General features: G+C 65.7%; 13 protein-coding genes. 8 read left to right on the plus strand and 5 right to left on the minus strand.

What is annotated here, in order from left to right; all coding sequences use genetic code 11:
* Window positions 1-12 precede the first annotated feature (12 nt).
* The 7 genes from C7455_RS02195 (at window position 13) to C7455_RS02225 (ending at window position 8,691) form a co-directional block, all read left to right on the plus strand.
* Window positions 13-1,428 (plus strand): cryptochrome/photolyase family protein, encoded by a 1,416-nt coding sequence (locus C7455_RS02195; RefSeq protein WP_109664878.1) that lies wholly within the window; start codon window positions 13-15, stop codon window positions 1,426-1,428.
* A 74-nt stretch (window positions 1,429-1,502) separates the two neighbouring features.
* Entirely contained in the window at window positions 1,503-2,714 is a 1,212-nt protein-coding gene (locus tag C7455_RS02200; RefSeq protein ID WP_109664881.1) for an SAM-dependent methyltransferase, read from the plus strand.
* 129 nt (window positions 2,715-2,843) lie between these two features.
* On the plus strand, window positions 2,844-3,284 hold the full coding sequence (locus tag C7455_RS02205; protein WP_170118977.1) for a TrgA family protein: 441 nt from the start codon (window positions 2,844-2,846) through the stop codon (window positions 3,282-3,284).
* A 28-nt stretch (window positions 3,285-3,312) separates the two neighbouring features.
* Window positions 3,313-4,446: a gamma-glutamylcyclotransferase gene (locus tag C7455_RS02210; protein WP_109664887.1), complete on the plus strand. Its 1,134-nt coding sequence runs from the start codon at window positions 3,313-3,315 to the stop codon at window positions 4,444-4,446.
* 77 nt (window positions 4,447-4,523) lie between these two features.
* Complete coding sequence (locus C7455_RS02215; protein WP_109664890.1) at window positions 4,524-5,552, plus strand: cysteine synthase A; 1,029 nt, start codon at window positions 4,524-4,526, stop codon at window positions 5,550-5,552.
* The gene (locus C7455_RS02220; protein WP_109664893.1) at window positions 5,549-7,975 is read left to right on the plus strand and encodes a DUF3772 domain-containing protein; all 2,427 of its coding nucleotides are present in this window, start codon (window positions 5,549-5,551) and stop codon (window positions 7,973-7,975) included. Before C7455_RS02215 ends, C7455_RS02220 begins: the two co-directional genes overlap by 4 nt.
* On the plus strand, window positions 7,972-8,691 hold the full coding sequence (locus C7455_RS02225) for an alanyl-tRNA editing protein (protein WP_109664896.1): 720 nt from the start codon (window positions 7,972-7,974) through the stop codon (window positions 8,689-8,691). The genes C7455_RS02220 and C7455_RS02225 overlap by 4 nt, the downstream gene beginning before the upstream one ends.
* Before the next feature lie 160 nt (window positions 8,692-8,851).
* Here C7455_RS02225 and mmsB read toward each other — a convergent pair whose 3' ends face one another.
* The 4 genes from mmsB to C7455_RS02245 form a co-directional block, all read right to left on the minus strand.
* Window positions 8,852-9,730 (minus strand): 3-hydroxyisobutyrate dehydrogenase, encoded by an 879-nt coding sequence (gene mmsB, locus C7455_RS02230; RefSeq protein WP_109664899.1) that lies wholly within the window; start codon window positions 9,728-9,730, stop codon window positions 8,852-8,854.
* Between the two features lie 17 nt (window positions 9,731-9,747).
* On the minus strand, window positions 9,748-10,803 hold the full coding sequence (locus C7455_RS02235; RefSeq protein ID WP_245904187.1) for an enoyl-CoA hydratase/isomerase family protein: 1,056 nt from the start codon (window positions 10,801-10,803) through the stop codon (window positions 9,748-9,750).
* 28 nt (window positions 10,804-10,831) lie between these two features.
* Window positions 10,832-11,977 carry an acyl-CoA dehydrogenase family protein gene (locus C7455_RS02240; protein ID WP_109664901.1) on the minus strand — a complete coding sequence of 382 codons (1,146 nt, stop codon included), beginning with the start codon at window positions 11,975-11,977 and terminating at the stop codon, window positions 10,832-10,834.
* A gap of 89 nt (window positions 11,978-12,066) precedes the next feature.
* Entirely contained in the window at window positions 12,067-12,486 is a 420-nt protein-coding gene (locus tag C7455_RS02245) for a hypothetical protein (RefSeq protein WP_109664904.1), read from the minus strand.
* Window positions 12,487-12,598: 112 nt separating this feature from the next.
* Here C7455_RS02245 and C7455_RS02250 point away from each other — a divergent pair, with 112 nt between their 5' ends.
* Window positions 12,599-13,081, plus strand: a complete 483-nt coding sequence (locus C7455_RS02250; RefSeq protein WP_109664907.1) for a YkgJ family cysteine cluster protein — start codon at window positions 12,599-12,601, stop codon at window positions 13,079-13,081.
* Here C7455_RS02250 and C7455_RS02255 read toward each other — a convergent pair.
* The gene (locus C7455_RS02255) at window positions 13,065-14,564 is read right to left on the minus strand and encodes a CoA-acylating methylmalonate-semialdehyde dehydrogenase (protein WP_109664911.1); all 1,500 of its coding nucleotides are present in this window, start codon (window positions 14,562-14,564) and stop codon (window positions 13,065-13,067) included. The two genes, C7455_RS02250 and C7455_RS02255, sit on opposite strands and share 17 nt — an antisense overlap.
* Window positions 14,565-14,653: the final 89 nt, after the last annotated feature.

A 14,653-nucleotide genomic window follows, 5' to 3' on the forward strand; every position in this document is an offset into this window, starting at 1 on the left:
ACGCCCGCCCCGATGACCGCCGCCGTGATCTACTGGACTCGCCGGGATTTTCGCCTGTCGGATAACCCTGCCTTGTCGGCGGCCTGCGCCTCGGGGGCGTCGGTGATCCCCGTGTTCTTGTGTGACGAGGGGGTCGAGGGGTTGGCGGCGGCACCGAGATGGCGGCTGGGACTGGGGGCGGAGGCCTTCGCGGTCCGTCTGGCAGGTGCTGGCAGCCGGTTGATCTGCCGCCGTGGGCCCGCATTGCAGGTGTTGCGGGCCCTGATCGCCGAGACCGGCGCTGTCGCGGTGCATTGGAACCGGCTCTACGACCCCGAGAGCCGTCGGCGTGACGAGGCCGTCAAGGCGGCGCTGAAGGCGGAGGGCATCAAGGCTGTCAGCCATGCCGGGCATGCGGTGCACGAGCCCTGGACGGTCGAGACCGGCACGGGGGGCTTTTACAAGGTCTACACGCCCTTCTGGAAGGCGGTGCGCGGCAGGGACGTGGAGGCGCCCTTGCCGGTGCCGCGTCTGGCCGTGCCCGAGATCTGGCCCGGAAGCGAGGTGATCGCCGACTGGGGGCTCGGCCATGCCATGAACCGGGGCGCGGATGTCGTGCTTGCGCATTGCAAGATCGGCGAGGCGGCAGCGCAGGACCGTCTTGAAGCCTTTGTTACAGATCGCATCGGCGACTATTCCGACGCGCGCGACCGGCTGGATGTCGACGGCACATCCAGCCTGTCGGAGAACCTGACCTATGGCGAGATTTCGGCGCGAACCTGCTGGCACGCGGGCATGCGCGCGCTGGTGGCGGGCAAGCCGGGCGCCGAGACCTTCCTGAAGGAACTGATCTGGCGCGATTTTGCCTATCACCTCGTGCATCACACGCCCCATATCACCAGCCGCAACTGGCGCGAGGAGTGGGAGGGGTTCGCCTGGAACACCGACGCAGATCACCCTCATGTGCAGGCGTGGATGCGCGGGCGCACGGGCTTGCCGGTGGTCGATGCCGCGATGCGCGAGATGTATGTGACGGGGCGCATGCACAACCGGGCGCGGATGCTTGTCGCCTCGTATCTGACCAAGCACCTGCTCACGCATTGGAAGATCGGGATGGACTGGTTCGCCGAGTGTCTGGTGGACTGGGACCCGGCCAGCAATGCGATGGGCTGGCAATGGTCGGCGGGCTCGGGGCCGGATGCGACGCCCTATTTCCGTGTGTTCAACCCTGAGACGCAGGCCGAGAAATTCGACCCGTTGGGTCGTTACCGCCGCGCCTTTGTGGCCGAGATCTCGGGCAAGCCGCCCAAGACCGCACTGAGCTACTTTCGGGCCATCCCGCGCAGCTGGGACATGGGGCCGGGCGACCCCTATCCGGGCGCGCCTGTCGTCAGCGCGGCGGATGGGCGCAAGCGGGCGCTTGAGGCGTACGAAAACAGGGGCTTCTGATTTATCGGGAAACAATCGGGGCTTGTGCCCCGTGGCTGGTTCGTAGCAAATCGGCCGCCAGACATGAGGACCAGATGGACGTCAAGACAAGCACGAAGGGAGAGCATAATCTCCCCCGGTATTTCTCTGCCGTATTCGAAACGGCCAACAAGATGCAGCACGGGCGCCTCGACATGGTGCTGCCCGACGGGCGCGTGTTTCGCGCCGCAGGCCATGGACCCGGCCCGGTGGCCGAGTTGCATATCCACAACCCCGATATCTTCGGGCGGCTGATCCGCGAGGGCGATCTGGGGTTTTGCGAGGCCTATCTGGACGAATGGTGGTCGACGCCCGATCTTCAGGCCTTCATGGATCTGGTCCATGCCGACAACGAGGAGGTCTATGACGGCTTCCTTGGCATGGGGCTGGTGCGGGCCTTTGAAAAGGCGCGGTTCTGGCTGCAATCCAATTCCAAGCGGCAGGCGCGCAAGAACATCGCGCATCACTACGACCTCGGAAACGAGTTCTACGGTCTGTGGCTTGACGAGACGATGACCTATTCCTCGGCGCTGTTCGTAACCGGGCAGGAATCGATGGAGGCGGCCCAGATCGCCAAATACGCCAGCATGGTCGACCAAATGGGCGCGCAGCCCGGCGATCATGTGCTGGAAATCGGCTGCGGCTGGGGCGGGTTTGCGGAGTATGCCGCCAAGGAGCGCGGTCTGAGGGTGACCGGCCTGACCATCAGCCGTGAGCAATACGACTATGCGGTGGCGCGGGTGGCGCGGGCGGGATTGTCGGACCGGGTGGTCATCAAGTTGCAAGACTACCGCGACGAGCGTGGGCAATATGACGGAATCGCCTCGATCGAGATGTTCGAGGCTGTGGGCGAGCGCTATTGGCCGACCTACTTCAAGACGCTGCGTGCCAACCTCAAGCCGGGCAAGAACGCCACGCTGCAGATCATCACCGTGCAGGACCGTCGCTGGGAGGTCTATCGCCGGGGTGTGGACTTCATCCAGAAATACATCTTTCCCGGCGGCATGCTGCCCGCGCCCTCGGTGCTGCGCGCCGAGGTTGAAAAGGCGGGTCTCAGGGTGTCGCATTCCATCGAGTTCGGGGACAGCTACAGCCAGACGCTGCGGCGCTGGCATGACGTGTTCAACAACCGCTGGGACGAGGTGGCAGAGCTGGGGTTCGACGACAGGTTCCGGCGGATGTGGAATTTCTACCTGACGGCCTGTGCCGCGACCTTTCACTTCGGCAATACCGATGTGACGCAGATCACCATCACGCGTCCCACCTGAAGGGGGCCTTGCAGCGCGCAGAAATCGCGCTCCTTGCGCGATCTCGCCATAAATCCGCCCAAAATGGCGTGTTTGTTTCCAAACATGTTCTTCGCATCGCACATAAGCACCAGCCGTACCACCGATCGCATGCCCACAGCGGCAAAGCTGGTCGGGGCCATGGCGTTTTTCGCGGTCGGCTGGGCGGCGGCGCTGCAGGCGCTCACGACGATGCCAGACGGCACGCCGGCGACATGGTTCGCGCCCACCATCGCGATGATCGGTCTGTGGCAGGGTTGGGCTGTGGCCGGGCGGGGCGCGGGCATGGGGTGGTCGATGGCCTTGGGTAATGGTCTGCGCACCTCCATCCAGATCGCGATCCTCGGGCTTTTGCTCTTTGCCCTGCGCACCATGTTCATCCGCTCGGCCAACTTGCGCTATGACGGGTTTTTCGAGGCGATTTTTGCGTCGATGGACCTGTTCATCGAATATTTCTTTCAGTCCCTGATCGTTCCGGTCTGGGGTGTGCTGCTGATCGGCGGTATTATCGGCGGGCTGTTGTGCGAAGGCGCGGCCCGGCGCTGGAGGTAGGCGTCCCGCCGCCTTATCCGGGGACCCGATGACCGAGATTTTCTTGTTCGGCACCTTGTGCCATGCGCCCTTGCTGCAGGCTGTCGCGGGGGCAGAGCCTGCCATGCGCCCGGCCGTCTTGCCTGATGCCAGTGTGGCGCGGGTCGCGGGGCAGGCCTATCCGATGCTCGTCGAGCGCCCCGGTGCGCAGGCCGATGGTGTCTTGATCGACGTGTCGGACGCGGCGTTGGCGCGTCTGGATTTCTACGAGGCCTGTTTCGGATATGTCCGCAGGCCCGTGACGGTGCACCTCGACGGTATTGCCCGCGCGGCCGACGTGTGGCGCCCGGCGCAGGCCACGGGGCAGCCCGATGGTCCATGGTCGCTGGCCGATTGGGCGCGGGATTGGGGTGATCTGGCCACGATTGCCGCCGCCGAGGTTCTGCGTCAGGGTGCGACCGCGACCGCGCAAGAGGTCGGTGCGCGCTACTGGATGATCGCCGCCCGCGCGCAGTCCCAGCTTTCGGCGGGCGCATGGCGCAGGCCGGCCTTGATCGGGCGCAACCCGCCCCGCGCGGCGGTCGATCCGGTCGCGCACCGCTTTCCCTATTCCCGGTTCTACACCGTCGAGGAATTGGACCTGCGCCATCTGCAATTTGATGGTGGCACCTCGGGCCTGCACAAACGCGCGGTGTTCCGTGTGGCCGATGCCGTCACGGTCTTGCCCTATGACCCGGTCCGTGACCGCATCTTGCTGATCGAACAGCTGCGTCTTGGGGCCTATGGCCATGGCGACGCCCATCCTTGGCTGCTGGAACCCGTCGCGGGCATGATCGACGCAGGCGAGACACCGGAAGAGGCCGCGCGGCGCGAAACGGTGGAGGAGGCGCGGCTGACGCTTGGCGCGCTGCACAAGGTGGCGCGCTACTATCCAAGCCCCGGCGGGATGGCGCAGGTTCTGACCTCCTACATCGGGATCGCCGATCTGCCCGATGGGGTCGCGGGCACTGCCGGGCATCTTGGCGAGGGCGAGGACATCTTGTCTCATCTCGTGCCATGGGATCTGGCCTGTGCCATGCTCGAGGGGGGCGACATGGCCAATGCGCCGCTCGTGATCTCGATGCAGTGGCTGATGGCGAACCGCGCCCGGCTGCAGGCCGGGCAGGGGGTCGGCGGCGCCTGAGGATCGGGTTGAGCTTTGCCGCGCGCCCCCCTATCCCTAGGGTTCTTGTCCCGTGTCATCCGCAAAGGCCCGCGCCCATGACGATCCATTCCGACCTTGCCGCCGCCATCGGCAACACGCCCCTGATCCGCCTGCGTCGCCTGAGCGAGGAGACCGGCTGCGAGATCTTGGGCAAGGCCGAATTCCTCAATCCCGGCCAATCGGTCAAGGATCGCGCGGCGCTCTACATCATTCGCGACGCCGTGGCGCGCGGCCTGCTCAGGCCGGGCGGCACCATCGTCGAGGGGACGGCGGGCAACACGGGCATCGGGCTGGCGCTGGTCGGCGCCTCGATGGGGTTCAAGACCGTGATCGTCATGCCCGAGACGCAAAGCCAGGAGAAAAAGGACATGATCCGGCTGGCGGGCGCCGAACTGATCCTTGTGCCTGCCGTGCCCTATTCCAACCCCAACAACTACGTCCGCTACTCCGGACGTCTGGCCGAACGTCTGGCCCAATCCGAGCCCAATGGCGCCATCTGGGCCAACCAGTTCGACAATGTGGCCAACCGGCAATCCCATGTCGAGATGACCGGCCCCGAGATCTGGGAGCAGACGGGCGGCCGCGTCGACGGCTTCGTCTGCGCCGTCGGCTCGGGCGGGACACTGGCGGGGGTGGGCATGGCGCTGCAACCCAAGGGTGTGAAGATCGGTTTGGCCGATCCCGAAGGCTCGGGGCTTTACAAGCTCTATACTGGAGAGGCGGCAGGCGGGGACAGCATCACCGAGGGTATCGGTCAGGGGCGCATTACCGGCAACCTCGAAGGCTTCACGCCCGATGCCTGCTACAAGATCCCAGACGCCGAGGCACTGCCCATCGTGTTCGACACGCTCGCCGAGGAAGGCATATGTCTGGGCGGATCGTCTGGCATCAACATGGCGGGGGCCGTACGCATGGCGCGCGAGATGGGGCCGGGGCATACCATCGTCACCATCTTGTGCGACTACGGCACGCGCTACCAGTCCAAGATCTTCAACCCCGATTTCTTGCGCGAAAAGGGCCTGCCGGTGCCCGAATGGCTTGAGCGCGGCCCCGCCGATATTCCCGACGTGTTCGAGGACGCATGATCTTTCGTACGGTCTTTGCCATTCTTTTGTCGCTGCTGCTGCTGGGGGCCGCCGGTGGTCCCCTATCGGCGCAGGCCCAGCAAGCCCCCGCCGGGGCCGTCCCCGAGACGAACGGATCGATCGACTACAGCGCCTGGCAATCGGATGCGCAGCGTGCCGAGACCCTGATCGAGGCCGGCATCGCCTCCACCGCCTTTTTGACCAATTTGCGGGGAAATCTGGTCGGATGGCGCGCGCGTTTCCTTGCGGCGCAAGGCGCAAATGCCTCTCGGATCGAAACCATTCAGGCACAGATCACCGCGCTTGGGGCCCCGCCGGCAGAGGGCGCGAGCGAACCGGCCACCATCGCCGAGCGGCGCACCGAACTGGCGGCCCAACTCGCCGAGGCGCAGGTGCCGCGCGTGACGGCGACCGAAGCCTTCAACCGCGCCAATGGCCTGATCGGCGAGATCGATGCCATCTTGGCCGCGCGGCAGGCACGCGCGCTTCTGGAACGCGACCCGGCGCCAATCAACCCGCTGAACTGGGGCAGCGCATTGGCCGCGCTTGGCGATGTCGTGGTCGTCGTGAACCGCGAGATCGAGGGCAAGTTTGCCGAACATCGTCGTCTCAACCAATCACCTTGGGACAGGCTGCCTTTCGCGGGGGTGCTCGCGCTGGTTGCGCTGGCGCTGATGACACGCAGCCGCTTTTTCGTCGGCCGATGGACCGACCGGTTGCAACGGCAGGTGAGCGTCCGGAAGGGGCGGATCGCGCTCGCTTTTCTGGTGTCGCTGCTGCAGGTACTCTTGCCGATCACTGGCCTTATCTTGCTCGGGGTGGCGGTGGCCACGGTCGATGTGCTGGGCCGTGCAGGCACGGCGTTGCTGACGGCAGGGATCGGTGTTTTCGTGTCTGTCTTTTCCGCGCTCTGGCTGGCCGGGCGTCTTTTTCCGGCGAATGAGGACAGCCCCGGCGCGCTTGGCACGCCGACTGATCTGCGCCCCGCGCTGCGCCGCGCCGTGGTGACCATCGGGGTGTTTCTGGGCCTCGGCGGTTTGGCCGAAACCTTTTCGACGCTCGATGCCGTGCCGCTGGTTTCGCGCGGTGTCTTTGTCTTGCCTGTCTATCTGGGGCTGGCCTGGGGCTTTTACCGGCTGGCCGCGTTGCTCCGGCGCGTGCGCCGCGCCGAGCTGGCCGCCCGCGCTGTCGACAGTGACGACGGGACCAGTGATGCGGGCTTTGCCGGGCGCACCATCACCGTCATCGGGCAGGCGCTGCGCCTTGTGGCTATCGCCGGGCCAATCCTGGCCGCGGCGGGCTATCTGAACCTGACCGGCGCAATCATGACGCCCACGGCAACCACGCTGGGGCTGATCGGCCTGATCCTCGCGCTTCAGGCTCCTGTCCGGGATCTCTACTCCATTCTCTCTGGCAAGACCTATGACGAGTCCGCGCAGGCGCTGTTGCCCGTTCTGGTCAACCTGCTGCTGATCGTGGGGCTTTTCCCGGTCGTGGCCCTGACTTGGGGCATGCGCCCCGAGCAATTGGGCGAATTCTACGACCGGCTGTCGGCCGGGTTTCAGGTCGGCGACACGCGGATAACGCCCGGCATCGTGCTGGCCGTGGTTCTTGTCTTCACAATCGGCCTGTTCGCCACGCGGCTGTTGCAAGGCGCGCTGCGCAGCACCGTCTTGCCACGCACCAGAATGGACGTGGGCGCGCGCAATGCCGTGACCTCGGGCATTGGCTATGTCGGCATCGCGCTGGCCGCCGTCATCGCCATCACCACGGCGGGGATCGACCTGACCGCGCTTGGCGTTGTGCTGGGCGCACTGTCGGTCGGCATCGGCTTTGGGCTGCAAAATGTGGTCAACAATTTCGTCTCGGGCATCATCTTGCTCATCGAGCGCCCGATTTCCGAGGGCGACTGGATCGAAGTCGGTCCGACCATGGGCATCGTCAAGGCGATCTCGGTGCGCTCGACCACGATCGAGACTTTCGACAAGACCGACGTGATCGTGCCCAATGCCGACCTGATCGCGGGCACGGTGACCAACTGGACGCGCGGCAACACCATCGGGCGGGCCGTGGTGCTGGTGGGCGTGGCCTATGGCAGCGACACGCGGCATGTGCAGAAGGTCTTGCTCGAGATCGCGCGCGGCCATCCCGATGTGGCGAAATACCCCGAGCCGGGGGTGGATTTCCTCGGTTTCGGGGCCGACAGTCTTGATTTCCGGGTCCGCATGATCTTGCGCGACATCAACAAGCTGGTCGCCGTCAAGACCGAGGTGCACCATCAGATCGCCGAGCGTTTCAAGGCCGAAGGCATCGAGATCCCGTTTCGCCAGCGCGACATCTGGCTGCGCAACCCCGAGGCGTTGCACGCCTTGGCCGAGCCAGTGGCACGGACCGCCCCCCCCGAAAAGGACCAACCGGCATGAAGACCGAGCAGATCTACCTGTCCGATCCCTATCGCAAATCCAGCAGCGCGACCGTGATCGGTCTGACCGAAGAAGGGGGCATCGTGCTTGACCGCACGCTCTTCTATCCGCGCGGCGGCGGCCAGCCCGGCGACAGCGGGACGCTGGATTGGGACGGTGGGCGCATCCCGATCGCCACCGCCGTGAAGGGCGAGGGGGCGGCCATCGTCTTGATCCCGGCCGAACCCAGCCGCCTGCCCGCCGTGGGCGCCGAGATTGGCCAGAACCTCGACTGGGACAGGCGGCATGGTCACATGCGCATCCATACCGCGCTGCACCTGCTGTCGGTCGTCCTGCAACTGCCGGTCACCGGCGGGGCCATCGGGGCCGACAAGGGGCGGCTCGACTTCGACATGCCCGACGCGCCCGAGGACAAGGCGCTGATCGAGGGGCGGCTGAACGCGCTGGTCACCCGCGACCTGCCGGTGACCGAGGACTGGATCTCCGAGGCCGAACTTGACGCCAACCCGGGCCTCGTCAAGACGATGTCGGTCCAGCCCCCGCGCGGCGCGGGCCGCATCCGGCTCATCCGGATCGGCGAAGGGGCAGGGCAGGTCGATCTGCAGCCTTGCGGCGGCACCCATGTGCGGCGCACGGGCGAGATCGGCAAGCTGGTGATCGGCAAGATCGAAAAGAAGGGGCGTCAGAACCGCCGCGTGACCGTCGAACTGGCTTGAGTATCGCGACGCTGTGCACGTCCGCGGCCCGGCGTGGCGGCTGAGGTGCACCTGAGCATTGATGCCGACACGCCGGGCACTTGAGCGGACATATCTTGGAGTGTCGGAGCCAAGATGCCACAAATTGGCAACAGGTCCAAGAATAATTTCCATTGGTCCTTTACGGGCTTGCCCGTCTACGACCTTCGAAGCGCGGCAGCATGGCCGAGAAATCGCGGCCGCGCCCGTCTTCCTCCTCCACGAACCGGGCGTATAGCGCCGCGGCCAGGGCCCCCATGGGGGTGTCCGCATCCGCCGCCTCGGCCGCCTCCTGGCTCAGGCGTAGGTCCTTGAGCATCAGGTCGGCGGCGAAACCGGGCCTGTAGTCGCTGTCGGCGGGGCTTTTCGGTCCGATCCCTGGGGCCGGGCAATAGCTCGTCATCGACCATGACTGCCCCGAAGAGGTGGAGACGACATCGAACATCGCCTGCCGATCCAGCCCCAGCTTGTCGGCCAGCGCAAAGGCCTCGCAGGTGGCGATCATGGTGACGCCGAGGATCATGTTGTTGCAGATCTTGGCGGCCTGCCCGTTGCCCGAGGGCCCGCAATGGACGGCGCGCGATCCCATCACCTCGAAGAGCGGGCGGGCGGTGGCGAAACTGGCGTCATCGCCGCCGACCATGAAGGTCAGCGTCCCCGCTTGCGCCCCGCCCACCCCGCCCGAGACCGGCGCGTCCAGCGCGCCAAGCCCAACTGCGGCGGCCATCGCGGCCACGTCCCGCGCGCTCGCCACATCGACGGTGGAACAATCGAGCAGCACCGCGCCCGCGTCCATCGCCGGGGTCACCTCGGCCGCCACGGCCCGCAAGATCGCCCCGTTGGGCAGCATGGTGATGACCACCTCGGCCCCTTTGGCCGCCGCCGCCGCGCTGGCGGCCATCGCCACGCCCTCGGGCGCGAGGGCGGCCGTATCGAACCCTGTCACCTGATGGCCTGCGGCCACCAGATTGGCCGCCATCGGGGCCCCCATGTTGCCAAGGCCGATGAACCCGATCTTCATTGTGCAGACCCTTTCCGTCAGAGCTTGAGCGCTTGCATGCCAAGGGGCAGCAGCATGGCCGCGACCTCGGTCGGGGGCACCGCATCCAGCGCCGCATGCCGCCAGACCGGCGTCTTGTCCTTGTCTATGATCGCGGCGCGGATGCCTTCTAGGAAATCGCCCCGCTCCATCGCGCGGAAGGTGAAACGGTATTCCTGATCCAGCGCCGCCTCGATCGTGTCGCGCAAGCGGGTCCTGTGCACCAGATCGACCGTGCAGGCGACTGACAGCGGGCTGTTCTTGCGCATCAGCGCCAAGGCGCCGGTGGCGACCGCGCTGTCGCTGCGCGTCACGAGGTTGAGGATGTCGCGGATCGTGTCGCCCGCGAACAGGCGGTCGATCTCGGGCTGCGCCGCCTTGAGCGGGCTGTCGGGGGCGGGCAGGGCAGCGCGGTCCACCGCCTCCCAGTCGCCGGTCGCGCACAGGGTTTCGACCAAGGCAGCCCAGTGCGCGCGCGGGATGAAGTAATCGGCAAACTCCGCATGGATCGCATCGCCCGGAGCCATTCGCGCGCCGGTAGCGCCAAGGTATTCCCCCAACCGCCCCGGTGCCCGCGACAGCAAAAGCGTGCCGCCCACATCGGGGATCAAACCGATGCCGCATTCAGGCATGGCGATCTGGCTCGTCTCGCAGACCACCCGGTGCGAGCCATGGCAGCCGAGGCCGACGCCACCGCCCATGGTGAAACCCTGCATCAGGCTGACCACGGGCTTGGGGAAATGGAACAGCCGCGCGTTCATGCGGTATTCATCGGCCCAGAACTGCCGCCCGTAATCGAAATCGCCCGCGCGCCCCGTGGCATACATCTCGGCGATGTCGCCGCCCGCACAAAACGCCTTGTCGCCCAATGCGTCGATCACCACCAAGGCCACCCGGTCCTCATCCGCCCAAACGGTCAGCGCCGCGTCGATCGCGCGGCACATGTCGTAGCTCAGCGCATTCAGCGCCTCGGGCCGGGTCAGCGTGATGCGCCCCGCGCGCCCCTCGATGCGGATGTTCACTCCCTCGACCATGACGCTGTCTTGTCCCTTCATCTTTCCCAAAATATGCAAGCCCGGCCAATCACCCGCGCGCCGCAAGCATGTGGCGCGCCACGATCATCCGCATGATCTCGTTCGTGCCCTCGAGGATCTGGTGCACCCGCAGGTCGCGCACCAGTTTCTCGATCCCGTAATCGGCAAGATAGCCATAGCCGCCATGCAGTTGCAGGCATTGATCGACCACGCGGCTTCCGGCCTCAGTCACGAATTTCTTGGCCATGGCGCAGGCCTTGGTTGCGTCCGTCGCGCCGGTGTCGAGCTTCCATGCCGCCTGACGCAGCAGCACGGTCGCCGCCTCCAGCTCGATCTCCATGTCGGCCAGCCGGAACTGCAGCGCCTGGAACTGGTCGATCGACTGCCCGAAAGCCTTGCGCGCGCTCATATAGGCCAACGTGGCGGCCACCGCCGCCCGCGCCGCGCCCAATGAGCAGGCCGCGATATTCAGCCGCCCGCCATCGAGCCCCGCCATCGCGTAGCGGAACCCGTGGCCCTCCGCGCCCAGCAGGTTGGCCGCCGGCACCACGCAATCGTCGAATTGCACCTGACGCGTAGGCTGCGACCGCCAGCCCATTTTATCCTCAAGCCCGCCGAAAGACAGGCCGGGGCTGCCATCCTCCACGATCACGGCGGAAATGCCCTTGGGCCCATCCTCGCCGGTGCGGCACATCACGATATAGGCATCCGAATAGCCGCCGCCCGAGATGAAGGCCTTGGTCCCGGTCAGCGTGTAACCCTCGTTGGTGCGCAGAGCGCGGGTCTTGAGCGCCGCCGCATCCGAGCCCGATCCGGGTTCGGTCAGGCAATAGGAGAAAAACATCTCCATAGACAGCGTGCGCGGCAGGTAGCGCGCCTGCAGGTCGTCCGAGCCGTAAAGCTCGATCATCTTGGCGCACATGTTGTGAATCGACAAAAACGCCGCGACCGAGGGGCAGGAATGGCTCAGCGCCTCGAAGACCAACGTCGCCTCCAGCCGCGATAGCCCCGATCCGCCCTTGTCTTCCGAGACATAAAGCCCGCCGAACCCCAGATCTGCCAGCTTGGGCCACAGGTCCTTTGGGATCGTGCCTGCCGCCTCCCAGTCGCGGGCATGGGGTGCGATCTCGGCCTGTCCGAAGGCCCGCGCCATGTCGAAGACGGCCTGCGCCTCTTCGGTCAATGCGAAATCCATACCTGCCCCTCCCCGCGCCGGTGTCGGAATTGAACGCGTGTTTAATTATCGAGTGTTGCAGAAGTTTTGCAAGCCGCCCCGCCGCGCCGTCAGGCTGTCCGGATCAGCAGATGGTCGAGCGCATTGCGCGGCAATCCGAAGATGTCCATGGCGCCATCCCAATCCTCGGCAAGACGAATGATGGCCCCGTCCAGTCCTTCCCAACTGCGCAGGACCTGATGGGCTATTCGCAGGCTCAGCACCGAAGGGGCAAGATACACCATCATGGTCGGGCTCTCGTTTTGCATCAGCCATTCAGCCTTGAGGGCTTGCAGGCGGAAGAGGGCGGCGAAATCGCGCTCTAGTCCGGTGACGGCGGACAGGTCGACGAAATGCCGGTGCCCGGATTTGCGCTCTGGGTCTTTCATGTATTGGATGAAAACATCCGTTGCCTGTGTCGCGGTCGCAACGCCGGTGTACTGAATATAGACCAACGAAAACTGACCAAAGATCTTGTAGCGTGCCGCCATGCCCAAACCCTTGTCGATTTGGTTAATTCTTACCACGCTCGGCGGGTTGGGCACGATAAATCATGCCTCACATCCTGCATCGGGCATTGTGTGAGGCAGGGCTGCCGCCTAGGTGTTTTTGCGGCGCATCGCGGGCGGCATCGGGCCGGCCCTGCCGGCGCATCAATCGGGTGCCCCGGTGTCCTCCCCCACATTCGACTGCACGGCCTGCGGGGCCTGCTGCCTTGGCGGTTCCGACCGCTATGTCGCGCTACTGCCCGAGGATCGGGACCGCGCGATCCCCGAGGCGGCCACGGCCCAGATCGACGGCCGCCGCTACATGCGCATGGCCTGCGGGCATTGCGCGCAACTTACCATGACGGGGCAGGGCCAGACGCTTTGCGCCATCTACGACGCCCGTCCCGAGGCCTGCCGCGCCTTTCGCGCGGGGAGTTTCGAATGCCTCAAGGCGCGGCAGCATCGCGGCCCGCAGGCCGAGGCGCTGCGGGCACTGGCCCTGACTTTGCCAGACGTTCCGGTGGCTCCGCCTGTCATGGTGCCGGTGGCGGCGCTGGTTGCGCCGCCCCCTGACGAGGCGGTCAGTCCATCGCCTTGAAGTTGAAGGCCGCGCCTTCCTTGATGCCCGAGGGCCAGCGCGCAGTGATCGTCTTGGTGCGCGTGTAAAAGCGGAAGGCGTCGGGGCCGTGCTGGTTCAGATCGCCAAAGCCCGATTTCTTCCAGCCGCCGAAGGTGTGATAGGCCAATGGCACCGGGATCGGCACGTTGATCCCCACCATCCCGATGTTGATACGGTTTGCGAAATCGCGCGCCGCATCACCGTCGCGGGTGAAGATGGCGGTGCCATTGCCGTATTCATGGTCCATCGCCAGACCGATGGCCTCCTCGTAGCTGGCCGCGCGCACGGTGGACAGGACGGGGCCGAAGATCTCGGTCTTGTAGATGTCCATGTCGGGGGTGACGTGGTCGAACAGATGCGGACCGACAAAGTATCCGTTTTCATAGCCTTGCAGGTTGAAGTTGCGCCCGTCGACGACCAGTTTCGCGCCCTGCGCCACGCCGCTTTCGACCAGCCGCAGGATATTGGCCTTGGCCGCCGCCGTGACCACGGGGCCGAAGTCGATGTCATTGCCGGCGGTGTAGGGCCCCACTTTCAGCGCCTCGATCCGGGGCACCAGTTTCTCGATCAGCCGGTCGGCGGTTTCATCGCCGACGGGGACGGCGACGGAGATCGCCATGCAGCGCTCGCCCGCCGCGCCATAGCCCGCACCCACCAGCGCGTCGGCGGCAAGGTCCATGTCGGCGTCGGGCATGATGATCATGTGGTTCTTGGCGCCGCCGAAACACTGGCTGCGTTTGCCGTTTGCGGTGGCGCGGCTGTAGATATACTGCGCGATGGGGGTGGACCCGACGAAGCCAACGGCCTGCACAGTGTCATTGTCGAGAATCGCGTCAACTGCTTCCTTGTCGCCGTTGATGACCTGCAAGATGCCGTCGGGCAGACCCGCCTCCTGACACAACTCTGCCAGCAGCATCGGGCAGGACGGGTCACGCTCCGAAGGCTTGAGGATCATCGCGTTGCCCGAAGCGAGCGCCGGGCCCATCTTCCACAAGGGGATCATGGCCGGAAAGTTGAACGGCGTGATGCCTGCGACCACGCCCAAGGGCTGGCGCATGGAATACATGTCGATGCCGGGCCCGGCGCTGTCGGTGAACTCGCCCTTCAGCAGATGCGGCGCGCCGATGCAGAACTCGATCACTTCAAGCCCGCGCTGCACGTCGCCCTTGGCGTCGGGAAAGGTCTTGCCGTGTTCGCGGCTGATGGCTTCCGCAAGCTTGTCCATGTCGCGGTTGATCAGCCCCACCAGCGCCATCATCACGCGGGCACGCTTTTGCGGGTTGGTGGCCCCCCAAGCCTTTTGCGCCTTGGCCGCAGAGGCGATGGCCCCATCCATCTCGGCCTTGCTGGCCAGGGAAACCTGCGCCTGTACCTCGCCGGTGGCGGGGTTCATGACATCGGCGACGCGCCCCGAAGTGCCCGAAACGCGCTTGCCGTCGATCCAATGTCCGATCTGTTCCATCTGATCCCTCCCCTTGGGGTGTGTTGTCTCTCGCGCGCAGTCTAGCCTTGCAGGAATGCCGCGAAAAGCGGCAGGTTGCCAAAGTGGTT

It is taken from the genome of Roseicyclus mahoneyensis (assembly GCF_003148775.1).
Classification (GTDB): Bacteria; Pseudomonadota; Alphaproteobacteria; order Rhodobacterales; family Rhodobacteraceae; genus Roseicyclus; species Roseicyclus mahoneyensis.